Origin of the sequence: Rhizobium skierniewicense (assembly GCF_014196515.1) — a bacterium.
GTDB lineage: Bacteria > Pseudomonadota > Alphaproteobacteria > Rhizobiales > Rhizobiaceae > Agrobacterium > Agrobacterium skierniewicense.
This window is the reverse complement of sequence record NZ_JACIDV010000005.1, coordinates 1-15,241: the sequence shown is the minus strand read 5'-3', so window position 1 is coordinate 15,241 and position 15,241 is coordinate 1. Positions and strand designations below refer to the sequence as shown.

Annotated in this window: 13 protein-coding genes; 7 read left to right on the top strand and 6 right to left on the bottom strand. The window is 56.7% G+C overall.

The annotated features are described in order from the left end of the window. Positions 1 to 155: 155 nt before the first annotated feature. Positions 156 to 665: a MarR family winged helix-turn-helix transcriptional regulator gene (locus tag GGQ73_RS09040; protein ID WP_174153745.1), complete on the top strand. Its 510-nt coding sequence runs from the start codon at positions 156 to 158 to the stop codon at positions 663 to 665. 97 nt (positions 666 to 762) lie between these two features. Here the strand turns inward: GGQ73_RS09040 and GGQ73_RS09035 are convergent, their stop codons facing one another. The 3 genes from GGQ73_RS09035 to xylF form a co-directional block, all read right to left on the bottom strand. Then, positions 763 to 1,545 (bottom strand): ATP-binding cassette domain-containing protein, encoded by a 783-nt coding sequence (locus GGQ73_RS09035; protein ID WP_174153744.1) that lies wholly within the window; start codon positions 1,543 to 1,545, stop codon positions 763 to 765. A 20-nt stretch (positions 1,546 to 1,565) separates the two neighbouring features. Continuing rightward, positions 1,566 to 2,879, bottom strand: a complete 1,314-nt coding sequence (locus tag GGQ73_RS09030) for a sugar ABC transporter permease (RefSeq protein WP_183895712.1) — start codon at positions 2,877 to 2,879, stop codon at positions 1,566 to 1,568. Positions 2,880 to 3,013: 134 nt separating this feature from the next. Beyond that, positions 3,014 to 4,054, bottom strand: coding sequence for a D-xylose ABC transporter substrate-binding protein (gene xylF / locus GGQ73_RS09025; RefSeq protein ID WP_183895710.1), 1,041 nt, complete (start codon positions 4,052 to 4,054; stop codon positions 3,014 to 3,016). Positions 4,055 to 4,281: 227 nt separating this feature from the next. On the opposite strand from xylF, the gene GGQ73_RS09020 reads away from it, so the two are divergent. Beyond that, a complete protein-coding gene (locus tag GGQ73_RS09020; RefSeq protein ID WP_183895708.1) occupies positions 4,282 to 5,499 on the top strand; it encodes an ROK family transcriptional regulator in 1,218 nt (405 codons plus the stop codon). Positions 5,500 to 5,528: 29 nt separating this feature from the next. Next, on the top strand, positions 5,529 to 5,762 hold the full coding sequence (locus tag GGQ73_RS09015) for a hypothetical protein (protein WP_174153741.1): 234 nt from the start codon (positions 5,529 to 5,531) through the stop codon (positions 5,760 to 5,762). On the opposite strand, the gene GGQ73_RS09010 is transcribed toward GGQ73_RS09015, so the two are convergent. Further along, positions 5,763 to 6,218, bottom strand: a complete 456-nt coding sequence (locus tag GGQ73_RS09010) for a hypothetical protein (protein ID WP_183895705.1) — start codon at positions 6,216 to 6,218, stop codon at positions 5,763 to 5,765. Positions 6,219 to 6,279: 61 nt separating this feature from the next. Next, positions 6,280 to 7,272, bottom strand: coding sequence for a LysR family transcriptional regulator (locus tag GGQ73_RS09005; protein ID WP_234900316.1), 993 nt, complete (start codon positions 7,270 to 7,272; stop codon positions 6,280 to 6,282). Positions 7,273 to 7,538: 266 nt separating this feature from the next. Here GGQ73_RS09005 and chvE point away from each other — a divergent pair, with 266 nt between their 5' ends. The 4 genes from chvE (at position 7,539) to araD1 (ending at position 12,514) form a co-directional block, all read left to right on the top strand. Next, positions 7,539 to 8,603 carry a sugar ABC transporter substrate-binding protein ChvE gene (gene chvE, locus GGQ73_RS09000; RefSeq protein ID WP_174153738.1) on the top strand — a complete coding sequence of 355 codons (1,065 nt, stop codon included), beginning with the start codon at positions 7,539 to 7,541 and terminating at the stop codon, positions 8,601 to 8,603. Positions 8,604 to 8,689: 86 nt separating this feature from the next. After that, positions 8,690 to 10,225 carry a sugar ABC transporter ATP-binding protein GguA gene (gene gguA, locus GGQ73_RS08995; protein ID WP_174153737.1) on the top strand — a complete coding sequence of 512 codons (1,536 nt, stop codon included), beginning with the start codon at positions 8,690 to 8,692 and terminating at the stop codon, positions 10,223 to 10,225. Then, a complete protein-coding gene (gene mmsB / locus GGQ73_RS08990) occupies positions 10,225 to 11,421 on the top strand; it encodes a multiple monosaccharide ABC transporter permease (RefSeq protein ID WP_174153736.1) in 1,197 nt (398 codons plus the stop codon). The genes gguA and mmsB overlap by 1 nt, the downstream gene beginning before the upstream one ends. A 97-nt stretch (positions 11,422 to 11,518) precedes the next feature. Beyond that, entirely contained in the window at positions 11,519 to 12,514 is a 996-nt protein-coding gene (araD1, locus tag GGQ73_RS08985) for an AraD1 family protein (RefSeq protein ID WP_183895703.1), read from the top strand. Between the two features lie 261 nt (positions 12,515 to 12,775). Here the strand turns inward: araD1 and GGQ73_RS08980 are convergent. Further along, positions 12,776 to 15,241: beta strand repeat-containing protein (locus tag GGQ73_RS08980; protein ID WP_412762966.1), on the bottom strand; the 2,466-nt coding region annotated here is incomplete at its 5' end.

Here is a 15,241-nt window from a genome sequence, read left to right as displayed (position 1 = left end):
TTGCAACTTTTCCTTTATTTTGATTGGTGTTGTTGTGGCGATTAATTGCGGGTGGAAAATTTTATATCGTTGCTTTATATATTATTAAATGTTGTTCTAATACACCTAATTCGATAGTTTACTACAATCTTGAAACGAATCAATGGAGGCTATGCATGACGGAAGGTCTCGCATTCGACTATCGCGTTGATGAAACAAAATATATGTATGCGGCTACCGCGCCGTCGACACCAAAGGTCGATATCGATTACTCGATTCTTTCTGATGCTGTCGTTTACAGGCTTCGGAGGGCGCAGCTTTCGGTTGTGTCTGAATTCAACGACAGTCTGTTAACGCTCGGTCTGCGGCCAGCCGATTTTTCGGTTCTCGTCCTCGTCGCCAACAATAGCGGCTTAAAACAAAGCGATGTCGCGGAAGCACTCGGTATCCAGCGTGCCAACTTCGTGGCCATCATTGATGGTCTTGAGGACAAGAAGCTCCTCCAAAGACGTCGATCCATGTCCGACCGTCGCGTTCACTATCTGGATATGACGCCTGAAGGTCATGTCGTGGTGGAAGACGTGTCCCGTTTATGGCAGGAGCACGAAAACAAGCTGATTGATCGCTTGGGCGGCGAAAAGGCGCGCGATCAACTGGTGAAACTTTTGCGACGCATCAAGGACTGAAGGTCTATCTGAGGGTGTATGGACGTCAGACGTCTGTACGCTGTGTTTCAATCCGCACGATCAAGGGTGCGCTTGGCGGCACCCTTGTGATGGGTCATCAAAGCCTCATCGCGCCTGGGCCTGGCGTTGCCTTTGCGGGCACCTTGCCCAGGATGATCATACCCAGCACTTCGTCCTTGGTCACGTCCTGCGTTCTGGCGTGGCCGACGACTTTACCGTTCTTCATCACAAAGACACGGTCTGCGAGATCGAAGACGTCGTGAATGTCGTGGCTGATGAGGAAGATGCCGATGCCTTCTTTCTTGAGCTCCTTTACCAGATCACCCACCTGCGCGGTTTCCTGCGGTCCAAGTGCGGCCGTGGGCTCATCCATGATGAGAATGCGGGCATCGAACAGAATGGCGCGGGCAATGGCGACGGATTGCCTTTGTCCGCCGGATAGCGCCTTCACTGGCTCCTTGAAGCGCTTGAAGTTGGGGTTGAGACGGCCCATCACTTCGCGGGCGGAGGCCTCCATGGCGACATCGTCCAGCGTGCCCCAAGGGGTGCGTAGCTCACGGCCGAGATAGAGATTGGCCGCAGCATCAACATTGTCGGCGACGGCGAGCGTCTGATAGATGGTCTCGATGCCGAATTTCTTGGCGTCGCGCGGATTGCGAATATCGACATCTTCGCCATTGATCAGGATCTCTCCGCCATCGCGACGATAGGCGCCGGACAGGATCTTGATCAGCGTCGATTTGCCTGCACCATTGTGGCCGAGCAATGCCACGACTTCGCCGCGATGGAGATCGATCGAGGCATTTTCCACCGCGTGGATACCGCCGAAGGAGATGGAAATATTGCGCATTTCCACAAGCGGAGTGGATTGGTCCGTCATATCGGAAACTCCTCTTATTCTTACTTGGCTCTGGCGCGGTAAACGGTGTCCAGCCACACGGCCAGAACGAGTACCATTCCGATGACGATGCTTTGCAAGGGCGTGTCCATGCCCAGCAGCACCATGCCGGAATTGAGCGATTGCATGACGATAGCGCCCAGAATGGCGCCGGCAATGGTGCCAGCACCACCGGCAAGCGATGTGCCACCGATGACAGCTGCGGCGATGGTATAAAGCTCGTCCAGCGTGCCCTGAGCATTGGTTGCAGCGTTCAGACGCGCGGTGGAAATGGTGGCTGCAACGGCGCACAGCGCTCCCATCAGTGCAAAAATGCGCACTGTTACCCAGCGGGTTTTAATGCCTGCGAGGACCGCCGCCTCTGGGTTTCCGCCGATGGCAAATACATAGCGGCCAAAGCGGGTACGGTTGGTAAGGAAGTTCATGACGAGGGCGATGCCGAGCGCGATCAGAACCGGTATGGCAACGCCCAGCGAGATATCGAGGCCCGCATCCGGCCAGACCATATTGTTGGCTTCGGCGTACTTGCGTGCGAGATTGACCGGCATATAGTAGCTATTCAGAACCTTTACGGCTCCCAGCACGATGCCGCAGCCAATGAGGCCCATAAAGAACTCGGCCCAGAGGGGCTTGAGTGGAAAGCCGAATCGCTTGCGTTGTCTGCGTGAATTGATGATAGACAGGACGATGAGGACGCAGGCTATGATGCCCACGACCCAACTGGCCGTTGCGCCGATCGATCCATCGGCACCGCCCCCCATCAGGCGAAAGCGGGTGTCCATGGGTGCAACTGTTGCGCCACTCGTCACCATCCACGCCGCACCGCGCCAGACAAGAAGGCCACCGAGCGTGACGATGAAGGATGGCACGTTCATGAAGGCGATGATGACGCCCTGAAAAGCACCGATTCCAGCACCTAGCGCAATGCCGACGCTGAGGGCGAAGACCCAGGACATGGGGTGGTCGTAACCCAGCCAGCCGGGTAGAAAGCGTGTTTGCGTTACGGCCATGATCATGCCGACGAAACCGAGGATTGAGCCGACCGAAAGGTCGATATTACGGGTCACGATTACCAAAACCATGCCGGTTGCCATGACGGAAACGGATGCGGCCTGAACGGAGAGGTTCCACAAATTGCGCGATGTCAGGAAGAGGCCACCGGAGAGGATGTCAAATCCGATCCAGATGGCAAAGAGTGCGACTACCATGCCCAGAAGCCGCGTATCGACTTCCGTCGCGTTTATGAAACGTCGAAACGGGTTGCCCCGTTCTGCCCGTGCGCCGGGTGACGATGCGACAACGGTTTGGTCCGTCATGTGTCCTGTGCTCCCTGAAACCTATCATGCCTCGCATATGCGAGACCGTCGCAAGCTTGGCTGCGGCAGTCCCGTCAAAGACGTGGGGAAACGTTGACGTTGTCGCCTTGCGTTTCCCCACGCCAGATACGGGGTTATTTGCAAGCGGCGACGGTTCCGCCCTTCACGCTTTGGCAAAGTTCGCTCTTGGTGATCCACTTTGCATCCAGAACGACATTGAGGTTGTCCTTTGTGATGGCCTGTGGCTCGAGGAAATAAGAGCTCATTTCAACGCCGTTGGTGCCGCCCTTGAACTTGATGGTGCCTTCCAGCGTCTCCATCTTGGTGCCCTTGGCAAGAGCCACGGCCACTTCGCCGGCCTTCTTGCCGAGCTTGCGGCTGTCTTTCCATACGGACACCGTCTGGGTGCCGAGCGCCACGCGGTTCAAGGCGGCCTTGTCGCCATCCTGACCGGATACGGGAACGGAACCGGCGAGCCCCTGGGCTTCCAACGCTGCAACCACGCCGCCTGCCATGCCGTCATTGGACGACACGACCGCATCGACCTTGTTGTTGTTGGCGGTCAGAAACTGCTCCATGTTCTTCTGGGCAATTTCGGGCTTCCAGCCATCGGTATAGGCTTCACCGACATTCTTGATCTTGCCGGAATCGATGGCAGCTTTCAGCACCTCCATCTGGCCCGAAAACACGAAGTCCGCATTCGGGTCGGTTGAGCCGCCCTTGATGAAGACGTAGTTGCCTTCAGGCTTGATCTTGAAGACTTCCTTGGCCTGCAAACGGCCGACCTCCTTGTTGTCGAAGGTGATGTAGTAGGTGCTGGGGTTTTCGATCAGACGGTCGTAACCCACGACAGGAATGCCTTCGGCGGCAGCCTTTTCAATGGCGGGACCGATGGCGCTCGAGTCCTGCGCTAACACGATCAGCGCGTTCGCCCCCTGTGCGATCAGGCTTTCGATGTCGGTCAGTTGCTTTGCGGCAGAGGTCTGGGCATCTGCGGAAATGTATTTTGCGCCAGCCGCCTTCAACGCGTCCTTGATGGCGGCTTCGTCGGTCTTCCAGCGCTCTTCCTGGAAGTTGGACCAGGACACGCCGACGACGAGATCGGCAGCGACAACCACTGTGTGCAGAGAAACGAGTACGGCTGTACCCGCCAATAGCTTGGCAAAAGAATTCATGAAGTCCTCCCGGGTAACGACGAAACGCGAAGCACCTCCATGCCTCTACGATCGCCACAAAACCTGCCAAGCAACGCCCAAAGCATTTTTTCTCGACAGTCGAGAAATTAAATGTCAGAGAATCCTGGGGCTGTCAACAGAACTCGGCGCGGCTTTTTTCAGGGTCGGTTGCGGCTTGATCACTGAGGGTCTATGGCGGTGAAAACAGGCGAAGGAACCGAATTGCAATGTCGGGCATAGCGAGTACAGAGCTGGTCCGGCAGCAAAACAGTTTACGGGTTTTGAGCGCCTTGCGACGCCACGGAAATCTGTCGCACACCGACCTTGCGGCATTGACTGGCCTTGCCTCCGCAACCGTGTCTGCCATCACCGCAGACCTTGAACGTTTCACCCTCATCGAGCGCACCGAGCAGCAGGCCGCATCGGGCAGAGGTCGACCGCGGGTTCTGTTTCAGCCAAACAGGCATTTCGGCTATGTGGCGGTGGTCGTCATATCCTCGGATGCGGTTCAGTATTCGCTGGTGGACTTCACCGGCAAGTTGATGGACCGATTTGGGGAGCCTCGCACGTCTGGCGAGGCGGATGATTTTGCGCTGTTGGTCTTGAGCGGTCTTCTCCGTCTCGTTGCTCGCTCCAAGATTATGCCAAGTGCCGTCCTTCATATTTCCATCAGCAGCAAGGGGTTGGTCGATCCGGCGAGCGCTACGCTGGTCTGGTCACCTGTCTTGGGGGAGGGGCAGGTCGAGTTTCGACAGGTCTTATCATCGCATTTTAGCGCCCGAATTTATCTCTATAACGAGACGCTGCTGGTTGCCGAGGCCTTGTGGATGCGTCAACGGTCTGAGACGCCGCCGACCTCCTCGCTTGCAGCCCTCTCGCTTGGCCACAGCATCGGACTGGGTGTCGCGCGCGACGTGGGGGAGGGCCGTGCGGCGGTCGATGCACCCAATTTCGGGCACATGCTGCATCTGCCGGACGGTGCGCTGTGCCGGTGCGGGGCGCGGGGTTGCGTTGAGGCATATTGCGGTTTCTATGGTATCTTGCGCACGGCTTTCGAGGTGCCAACCAACACGATCCCCGCGAAATTCGTGCCGTTGGCGGAGGTCGACAAAATCGCAGCATCCGCCCGTTCGGGAAACCGCATGGCGGCTTTCGCATTCCGGCAGGCCGGACTTGCCTTGGGCAACGGACTTTCGAGGCTGTTCAGCCTGCACGGTCCGATGCGTGTTTTCGTGACGGGACCGGGGACGCGGTTTTTCGATCTTCTCAAGACCAGCATTCAGGACGGCATGAAGGAGACAAATGCCATCCGCATCGGGGGGATGCCCCAGATCACAATCGAGCCAGATGAGCAGAGTCTGGTGTTCGATGGGCATATGGGACTTGCATTGTCGCGTCTGGATGGAGATATCCTGACCTCTGGCACGGCCGCAGCACAGACATAAGCGCAGCCGAAGACGCGCAGGGAGACATTATGCTGTTCATCGACACAAATCATCCGATCTATCAGCCTTTGTGGGTAAGGCTGTTGATTGTCGGTCTCTGCACGGGCTGGGCCATCATCGAATTCGTCAATCACGAGATTTTCTGGGCAACCCTCATTGGCGGCATCGCGGCGTATTCTGCCTATGTCTTGCTCATCACCTTCAAACCGACGCCCAAAAAGACCGAGGAAACGACGGCGCCGACGCCAACGGACGAGACGTAATCATCGGGCGATGAAGCGGATTGCCTGATCGATCAACAGATTGGCGGCTTTCATGCGCAGATTGGCATTTTCGCGAAATTGCGGGTTCACCATATCCGGGTGGTTCAACCGCGCAAAGTTGCGGCGCTTCTCGCTCAATGTCTCCAGTGTATCCTTGTCGTTGATCGCCAGTTCATCCGAGACATCGGACAATGCCGTTTTTTCCAAATGCGGTGGCATGATTTCCGGTTCTGGCTCCGGCGCGGCGTGGGCAACTGGATGCTCTATAAACCCCAGATACGAATCGAGATGGCGATTGGCGGCCAATGGCTCTTGAGTTGCTGTCTCGAAAACGAGGCTGGCACTGAAGCTGTTGATGGTGGAGCCGGACCGCGAGGTTTCCTCAGGCAAATCGCTTTCGTTTTCACGCTCAAGGCGCTCCACGACGGATTGAAACACGGATTGTCCAAACAGCATGCGGTGGTCCCTGATGATGGGCTGACACGATCATATCAACATGGCGTCTGGCTTGCGCCTGTCAATTCCATGTCAGATTGCGGCTTTCCTCGAGAACGAGGTCGTAAAGCAATTGGGCGCTTGGCGGCAAAGCCCGGTCTTTCGTGATGATCAGGCTGTAGGGCTTGACGCTCAATTCGAATTCCGTCGGAAGAATGCGGATGTCGCCCATGGGTGAATGCTGACCGGAGACGAATTGTGCCATTTCGAACGCAAGAGGAGCAATCGCGTTGGTTTGCGTGACGATCGCGAGTGTAAGGACGACGGATGGCGTGTTGATGACGTTGCGGGGCAGTGCAACGCCCTGTGACAGAAACACATCCTCCATTGTGCGCCTCAAAAGAGCGCCGGGTGGCTGGAACACCCAGTCATATTGCGAGAGGTCCTCCAGTCTTGCCGGAGAACCATTCAAAAGCGGATGATCTTTGCGGACAAGCAGGCATGCCGATTCGATGCCGATTTCATGCGCGTTGAAGAGAGCCGGATCGAGATCATCAGGGATGCGGCCGATCACGAAATCATGCCGGGCGGCCAGAAGTTCACGAGCCAGGACATTGCTGGTTTCGACCTGCACATTGATCTCGATGCCGGGATAGGTGTCCATCGCCTTTTGAAGGGCTGGGACGACAAGGCTGATGGCGGGTGCCGTTACCGAGCCGATGAAAACTGAACCACCATTGCCCGATTTCATCTGCGCAAGTTCGCGACTGGCTTCGCGCAATTCCAGAAGAATCTTCTTCGCGCGCTTGGCAAGCGCTTCGCCAAACTGGGTCAGCACGACCCCGCGCGAGGCGCGTTGGCAAAGCGGGCTTTTAACAATAGCCTCCATTTCGGCCAGCATGCGCGAAGCGGCGGGTTGCGTCATGTTGAGTGTGGCAGCGGCGGCGCTGACCTGACCATGCTCTTCGATCGTCACCAGCATGCGCAGATGAGCCATTTTCAGCCCCGCGCGTAGCAAGGGATTGTCTTCTGTCAGCGAGAGAAATTCGAATGTGTTCGTTCCATTTCGTTCCATGGATTTTTCCATTTGCACCCTGAAAAAAGAGGCCGGGCGATAATATCGATTTAATATACCAAAAATGACATAGGAAAAGCCGCATATTCTATTTGACAGTTATATGATTTCAGAACAGTTTGCGCCTGTGCCGAGGGGGAGTGGCGAAAGATCGGATTGTATTCGCGGTCCAGTCGAGTAAGCTAAAACTCCATTGCTCGGGCAGTGGATTTGAAGGCGGATTGTCGATAGACAGCGCCGGCAAGAGGGTTCAAGGGAGAGAGTTTATGAAATCCATCATTTCGTTGGTTGCGGCCTGTGCCATCGGCGCTGCAGCATTTGCGTCGCCGGTATGGGCGCAGGATAAGGGCACAGTTGGTATCGCGATGCCAACGAAGTCGTCTGCTCGCTGGATCGACGACGGCAACAACATCGTAAAGCAGCTGCAGGAAGCTGGTTACGCGACAGATCTGCAGTACGCTGACGACGATATTCCGAATCAGCTGTCCCAGATTGAAAACATGGTTACCAAGGGCGTAAAGGTCCTCGTCATCGCGTCGATCGACGGCACCACGCTTTCGGACGTGCTGAAGCAGGCTGGTTCGCAGGGCATCAAGGTCATCGCCTATGACCGCCTGATCCGTAACAGCGGCGACGTCAGCTACTACGCAACGTTCGACAACTTCCAGGTTGGCGTGTTGCAGGCAACATCCATCACCGACAAGCTTGGCCTGAAGGACGGCAAGGGCCCGTTCAACATCGAGCTGTTCGGCGGTTCGCCAGACGACAACAACGCTTTCTTCTTCTATGACGGCGCGATGTCTGTTCTGAAGCCTTACATCGACAGCGGCAAGCTGGTTGTAAAGTCCGGCCAGATGGGCATGGACAAGGTCGGTACGCTGCGCTGGGATCCTGCAACGGCTCAGGCCCGCATGGATAACCTCCTGTCTGCATACTACACAGACGGCAAGGTTGACGCGGTTCTGTCGCCTTACGACGGTATCTCCATCGGTATCATCTCCTCGCTCAAGGGCGTTGGCTATGGTTCTGGCGACATGCCGCTTCCAGTTGTTTCCGGTCAGGATGCTGAAGTTCCCTCCGTCAAGTCGATCATGGCTGGCGAACAGTACTCCACGATTTTCAAGGACACACGTGAACTTGCCAAGGTTACTGTTGGCATGGTCAATGCAGCAATGCAGGGCAAAGAGCCTGAAGTTAACGACACAAAGACCTATGAAAATGGCGTCAAGGTCGTTCCTTCCTACCTCCTGAAGCCTGTTGCCGTAACCAAGGACAACGTCAAGCAGGTTCTGGTTGACAGCGGTTACTACAAAGAAGACCAGCTGAAGTAATTTTATGATCGTGGCGGGGATGGATATCGTGTCCATCCCCGCTTCTTCAAATAAGAACGCCGGATTGTACGGCGCTGGATTGCGATATGGACAATACCATTCTCGAAATGCGGAATATCACCAAGACCTTCCCGGGCGTAAAAGCGCTTGAGAATGTGAACCTCAAGGTTCGCCAGGGTGAGATACACGCACTCGTCGGCGAAAACGGTGCTGGAAAGTCGACCCTTATGAAGGTCCTTTCAGGCGTTTATCCCGCCGGCACCTATGACGGCGAAATTCACTATGAAGGTCAGTTGCGGAACTTCCGCGCGATCAACGACAGTGAAGACGTCGGCATCATCATCATTCACCAGGAACTGGCCCTCGTGCCGCTTCTGTCGATTGCCGAAAACATTTTCCTCGGAAACGAGATTGCTACCAATGGTGTCATCAGTTGGCAGCAGACGTTCAACCGTACGCGCGAATTGTTAAAGAAGGTCGGCCTCAAGGAATCGCCCGAAACGCTGATCACCGATATTGGTGTGGGCAAGCAGCAGCTCGTGGAAATCGCCAAGGCCCTCTCCAAGAGCGTGAAGCTCCTCATTCTGGACGAACCCACCGCGTCCCTGAACGAAAGCGATTCGGAAGCTCTCCTCAATCTGTTGATCGAGTTCCGCAAACAGGGTCTAACGTCCATCATCATCACGCACAAGCTCAACGAAGTGCGCAAGGTGGCAGACCAGATCACGGTCCTGCGCGACGGAATGACGGTCAAGACTCTGGACTGTCATAATGAAGAGATCAGCGAAGACGTCATCATCCGCAACATGGTTGGCCGCGATCTTGAAGACCGTTACCCACCACGCGACGTGGCGATCGGCGAGACCATTCTGGAAGTGAAGAACTGGAACGCCTATCACCAGCAGCACCGTGATCGCCAGGTTCTGCACGATATCAACGTCAATGTCCGCAAGGGAGAGGTCGTGGGTATTGCGGGCCTCATGGGCGCGGGGCGCACCGAATTCGCGATGAGCGTGTTCGGAAAATCCTACGGTCACAAGATCACGGGCGACGTTCTGATCCACGGCAAGCCCGTTGATGTCAGCACGGTGCGCAAGGCCATCGACGCTGGTCTTGCCTATGTGACGGAGGACCGCAAACATCTGGGCCTCGTGCTCAACGACAATATTTTGCACAACACCACACTTGCCAATCTGGCCGGCGTGTCGTCTGCCAGCGTCATCGACGATATCAAGGAAATGACGGTCGCGAACGATTTCCGCAAGCGTTTGCGCATCCGCTCTTCCGGCATCTTTCAGGAGACGATCAACCTTTCCGGTGGTAACCAGCAAAAGGTTGTCTTGTCGAAATGGTTGTTCTCCAATCCTGACGTCCTCATTCTTGATGAGCCGACACGCGGCATCGACGTCGGTGCAAAATATGAAATCTACACCATTATCAACCAGCTCGCCGCCGAAGGAAAAGGCGTTCTGATGATCTCATCGGAAATGCCCGAACTGCTTGGCAACTGCGACCGCATCTACGTTATGAACGAAGGACGGATTGTCGCCGAATTGCCGAAGGGAGAGGCGAGCCAGGAAAGCATCATGCGCGCTATCATGCGCTCAGGGGAGAAGAACTGATGAGTTCGGCCAACACATCCACCGAAGAGAGCAACGTCGTATCCGTCGGCTCGTATATCCGGGCCAATATCCGCGAATACGGTATGCTGATCGCGCTCGTCGCCATCATGGTTTTCTTCCAGTTTTACACCGGCGGCATTCTGTTTCGCCCTGTTAACCTGACGAACCTGATCCTTCAGAACTCGTTCATCGTGATCATGTCGCTCGGTATGTTGCTGGTGATCGTGGCGGGACATATCGACCTCTCGGTTGGCTCGATCGTCGCCTTCGTCGGCGCAGTTGCGGCAATTCTGACCGTGCAATGGGGCATGAACCCGCTGCTGGCAGCGTTGATCTGCCTTGGCGTCGGAGGCCTCATTGGGGCCGCACAGGGTTACTGGATCGCCTATCACCGTATCCCGTCGTTCATCGTGACGCTGGCTGGCATGCTCGTGTTCCGCGGTCTGACGCTGTTCGTTCTCGGCGGCAAGAATATTGGCCCTTTCCCGGTCGATTTTCAGGTTGTCAGCACCGGCTTCTTGCCCGATATCGGTGGTATCGCCGGTTTCAATACGACGTCCATGGTGTTGACCGTTGCTATCACCGTTGTCCTCTTCGTGCTTGCGCTGCGCCGCCGTCAGGTGAACCAGAGCCATGGCATCAATGTCGAGCCTTTTGGCTTCTTCATTGCCCAGCACGCCCTGATTTCGCTTGCCATTGTCTTTCTGGGCTACCAGCTCTCGACATATCGCGGCCTTCCGAACGTTTTGATCGTCATGCTCGTGCTGATCGCTGTTTACAGCTTTGTCACGCGCCGCACGACCATCGGCCGTCGCATCTACGCCATGGGTGGCAATGAAAAAGCAACGAAGCTGTCGGGTATCAACACCGAACGCTTGAGCTTCCTGACCTTCGTCAACATGGGTGTCCTTGCTGGCCTGGCTGGCATGATCATTGCAACCCGCCTGAACTCGGCAACCCCCAAAGCGGGTGCCGGCTTTGAACTGGACGTCATTGCGGCCTGCTTTATCGGCGGCGCATCTGCATCCGGCGGCGTTGGCAAGATCACCGGCGCGGTTATTGGTGCCTTCATCATGGGTGTCATGAACAACGGCATGTCCATTGTCGGTCTCGGCATCGATTTCCAGCAGATGGTCAAGGGCCTTGTGCTTCTGGCTGCCGTGTTCTTCGATGTCTACAACAAGAACAAGGGCTGATCGCCAGATCGCCGCCAGATTTTAACAAGAACAAGTGGCCGGTTTCCGGCCACTTTCATGAGATGCAGGCGTCAGATCGTCTTTGAAAGGAACTACCGTGCTGATTTCTCAAATCAAGGATGCGAGCGGAAGCATCATCGTCGCCGTTCGTGAAGATGGCGGTCAGGCGCGCAGCGTCAACAATGCCGTGTCGGTCTATGCACTGGCGATGGAAGCTGCCAATAGCGACAAGTCGCTGGCAGACGTGATCGCGGCCAAGGGCTACGGCGATGCGGTCGATCTTGAGAAAGTTTACGCCGAAGGCCGCTTTCTGCCGCCGATCACGCATCCGGACCCCGCGCATCTGCATCTGACCGGTACGGGCTTGACCCATCTGGGTTCGGCCGCCACGCGCGATAGCATGCACAAAAAGACCAGCGAGACATCTGACGAGAGCCTCACGGACTCGATGAAAATGTTCAAGATGGGTCTCGAAAACGGCAAGCCAAAGCCCGGCCAGACCGGTGTTCAGCCCGAGTGGTTCTACAAGGGTAACGGCAATGTTGCCGCTGCACCCGGTGCTGCTCTCCTGTCGCCGTCTTTCGCGCTGGACGGTGGCGAAGAGCCTGAGATGGCTGGTATCTATGTCATATCTGACAAGGGCGAAGCCGTCCGTGTCGGCTTTGCGGTTTCGAACGAGTTCTCCGATCATGTGACCGAGCGGATGAACTACCTGTATCTCGCGCATTCCAAGCTGCGTCCGGCAAGCTTTGGTCCAGAAATCCGGGTAGGTGCACCGCCATCCGACATTCGCGGAACATCCCGCATTCTGCGCGATGGTAAGGTTATCTTCGAAAAACCGTTCCTGTCGGGTGAGGACAACATGTCCCATACCTTCGCCAATCTGGAATACCATCATTTCAAGTATGGTCTGTTCCGCGCACCAGGCGAAGTGCATGTCCACATGTTCGGCACCGCGACGCTGTCCTTTGCAGATGGTGTCAAGCCGGAAGCGGGCGACGTGTTCGAGATCGAGGCGACCGGTTTCGGTCTGCCGCTGCGCAATACGCTCAAGGTTGAAATGGAAGAAACGATTTCGGTCCGCCAGCTCTAAGCGGATCACATCGTTCAAATTATAAAAGGCCCTGAACCGCAAGGTTCAGGGCCTTTTTTTGACTGAGGCGTCAATCAAGAACAGTCCACATTCCGACGAGGGGAGAGGGCGTCTTGTAAAGAGAGTTGCTGCGGTGAGATGGATAAGACCGTCGTATCGTGTTTCTGTTTGGCTCGTCGAGATCGCATGCGCTCAGTCGAAATAAAAAACGGCGCGGGGTAAACCGCGCCGTTTCTATGTCGAGATGTCTGACTTTGGTTATCAGACGTTGTTGTATGCGGTGATGACTGCATCAACCTGCGCGCTGTCGAGTGCTTGCACCTGCTGTGTGGTGAAAGCATCGAGTGTCGTGTCGCTCAACCCTACGATGGCATCGGTCGTAAGACCAGCGAGCGCCTTGATGCCCAGAGCGGCAATCTCGGCTGTTTCGAAGCTGTTGAGTTCGGCAGAGCTGAGTGTCAGCACCTGCGCGGCGGTGAGAGCAGCGGCCTGCTTTGTCGTCAGGGCTGCGATGTTGTCGGAGCTAAGCGACTGGAACTGGTCGCTCGTCATGGCAGCGATCTGGGTTGGAGCGAATGCTGCAACCTGTGTGCTGTCTAGGGCGGCCAGGGCGGCTGTCGTGATCGTCACGATCTGTAGTGCGGTCAGTCCGGCGATCTGGCCTGTGGTCAGAACGTCAAGCTGTGCGGATGTGACGGCACCGATCTGTGCTGTCGAGAGCTTTGCGACCTGAGCGGCGCTGAGGGCTGCAAAGTTGGCTGTCGAGAGGCTCGCCAGTGTCGAGGAGTCGATACCGGAGAGGGAGGCGACGTTGAGGGCTGCAATCTCGGCTGTCTCGAAGCTGTTGAGCTCGGCAGAGCTGAGGGTTGCGACCTGTGCGGCGGTGAGGGCAGCGGCCTGCTTTGTCGTCAGGGCTGCGATGTTGTCGGAGCTGAAAGACTGAAGCTGGTCGGTTGTCATGGCAGCGATCTGGGTTGGAGCGAATGCTGCAACCTGTGTGCTGTCGAGAGCCGAAAGGGCCGATGTCGTGATGGTCTTGATCTGTGCGGCCGACAGTCCGGCGATCTGGCCTGTGGTCAGAACGTCAAGCTGTGCGGATGTGACGGCACCGATCTGTGCTGTCGAGAGCTTTGCGACCTGAGCGGCGCTGAGGGCTGCAAAGTTAGCTGTCGAGAGCGAAGCCAGTGTCGAGGAGTCGATACCGGAGAGGGAAGCGACGCTGAGGGCTGCAATCTCGGCTGTGTCGAAGCTGTTGAGTTCGGCAGAGCTGAGGGTTGCGACCTGTGCAGCGGTCAGGGCAGCAGCCTGTGAGGTGGTGAGGGCTGCGATGTTGCCTGAGGTGAAGGCCTGCAGTTGATCGGTGGACAATGCGACCAGTTGCTTGTTGGAGAGGGCGGCGACCTGCTCCGTCTTCAAAGTTGCGATAGAGGATGTCGTGATAGCCGCGACCTGATTTGCCGTCAGGGCCTTGATCTGGTCGGTTGTGAGTTCCTGGATCTGGTCGGACTTGAGCGATGCGATCTGTGCTGTGCTCAGTGTTGCGACCTGTGTTGCACTGAAGGCCGTGAGGGCCGCCGTGGTGAGGCCTGCGACGGCATCGGTTGTCATGCCGGACAGAGCGCTTGCGGTCAGAGCCTTGATCTCGGCTGTTTCGAAGCTGTTGAGTTCAGCAGAGCTGAGGGTTGCGACCTGTGCGGCGGTGAGAGCAGCGGCCTGCTTTGTCGTCAGGGCTGCGATGTTGTCGGAGCTGAAGGACTGAAGCTGGTCGGTTGTCATGGCAGCGATCTGGGTTGGAGCGAATGCTGCAACCTGTGTGCTGTCGAGAGCCGAAAGGGCCGATGTCGTGATGGTCTTGATCTGTGCGGCCGACAGTCCGGCGATCTGGCCTGTGGTCAGAACGTCAAGCTGTGCGGATGTGACGGCACCGATCTGTGCTGTCGAGAGCTTTGCGACCTGCGCGGCGCTGAGGGCTGCAAAGTTAGCTGTCGAGAGCGAAGCCAGTGTCGAGGAGTCGATACCGGAGAGGGACGCGACGTTGAGGGCTGCAATCTCGGCTGTTTCGAAGCTGTTGAGTTCGGCAGAGCTGAGGGTTGCGACCTGTGCGGCGGTCAGGGCAGCGGCCTGCTTTGTCGTCAGCGCAGCGATGTTGTCGGAGCTGAAGGACTGAAGCTGGTCGGTTGTCATGGCAGCGATCTGGGTTGGAGCGAATGCTGCAACCTGGGTGCTGTCGAGAGCCGCCAGGGCCGATGTCGTGATGGTCTTGATCTGTGCTGCAGACAGTCCTGCGATCTGGCCTGTGGTCAGAACGTCAAGCTGTGCGGATGTGACGGCCCCGATCTGTGCTGTCGAGAGCTTTGCGACCTGCGCGGCGCTGAGGGCTGCAAAGTTGGCTGTCGAGAGCGAAGCCAGTGTCGAGGAGTCGATACCGGAGAGGGAGGCGACGCTGAGGGCTGCAATTTCGGCTGTTTCGAAGCTGTTGAGCTCGGCAGAGCTGAGGGTTGCGACCTGTGCAGCGGTCAGGGCACCAGCCTGTGAGGTGGTGAGGGCTGCGATGTTGCCTGAGGTGAAGGCCTGCAGTTGATCGGTGGACAATGCGACCAGTTGCTTGTTGGAGAGTGCGGCGACCTGCTCCGTCTTCAAGGTTGCGATCGAGGATGTCGTGATAGCCGCGACCTGATTGGCCGTCAGGGCCTTGATCTGGTCGGTTGTGAGTTCCTGGATCTGGTC

Excerpts from the sequence above, each read along its gene's own strand:
- GGQ73_RS09040 (WP_174153745.1), top strand. The coding sequence starts at position 156 with ATGACGGAAGGTCTCGCATTCGACTATCGCGTTGATGAAACAAAATAT.
- GGQ73_RS09035 (WP_174153744.1), bottom strand. The coding sequence starts at position 1,545 with ATGACGGACCAATCCACTCCGCTTGTGGAAATGCGCAATATTTCCATC.
- GGQ73_RS09030 (WP_183895712.1), bottom strand. The coding sequence starts at position 2,879 with ATGACGGACCAAACCGTTGTCGCATCGTCACCCGGCGCACGGGCAGAA.
- xylF (WP_183895710.1), bottom strand. The coding sequence starts at position 4,054 with ATGAATTCTTTTGCCAAGCTATTGGCGGGTACAGCCGTACTCGTTTCT.
- GGQ73_RS09020 (WP_183895708.1), top strand. The coding sequence starts at position 4,282 with ATGTCGGGCATAGCGAGTACAGAGCTGGTCCGGCAGCAAAACAGTTTA.
- GGQ73_RS09015 (WP_174153741.1), top strand. The coding sequence starts at position 5,529 with ATGCTGTTCATCGACACAAATCATCCGATCTATCAGCCTTTGTGGGTA.
- GGQ73_RS09010 (WP_183895705.1), bottom strand. The coding sequence starts at position 6,218 with ATGCTGTTTGGACAATCCGTGTTTCAATCCGTCGTGGAGCGCCTTGAG.
- GGQ73_RS09005 (WP_234900316.1), bottom strand. The coding sequence starts at position 7,272 with ATGGAACGAAATGGAACGAACACATTCGAATTTCTCTCGCTGACAGAA.
- chvE (WP_174153738.1), top strand. The coding sequence starts at position 7,539 with ATGAAATCCATCATTTCGTTGGTTGCGGCCTGTGCCATCGGCGCTGCA.
- gguA (WP_174153737.1), top strand. The coding sequence starts at position 8,690 with ATGGACAATACCATTCTCGAAATGCGGAATATCACCAAGACCTTCCCG.
- mmsB (WP_174153736.1), top strand. The coding sequence starts at position 10,225 with ATGAGTTCGGCCAACACATCCACCGAAGAGAGCAACGTCGTATCCGTC.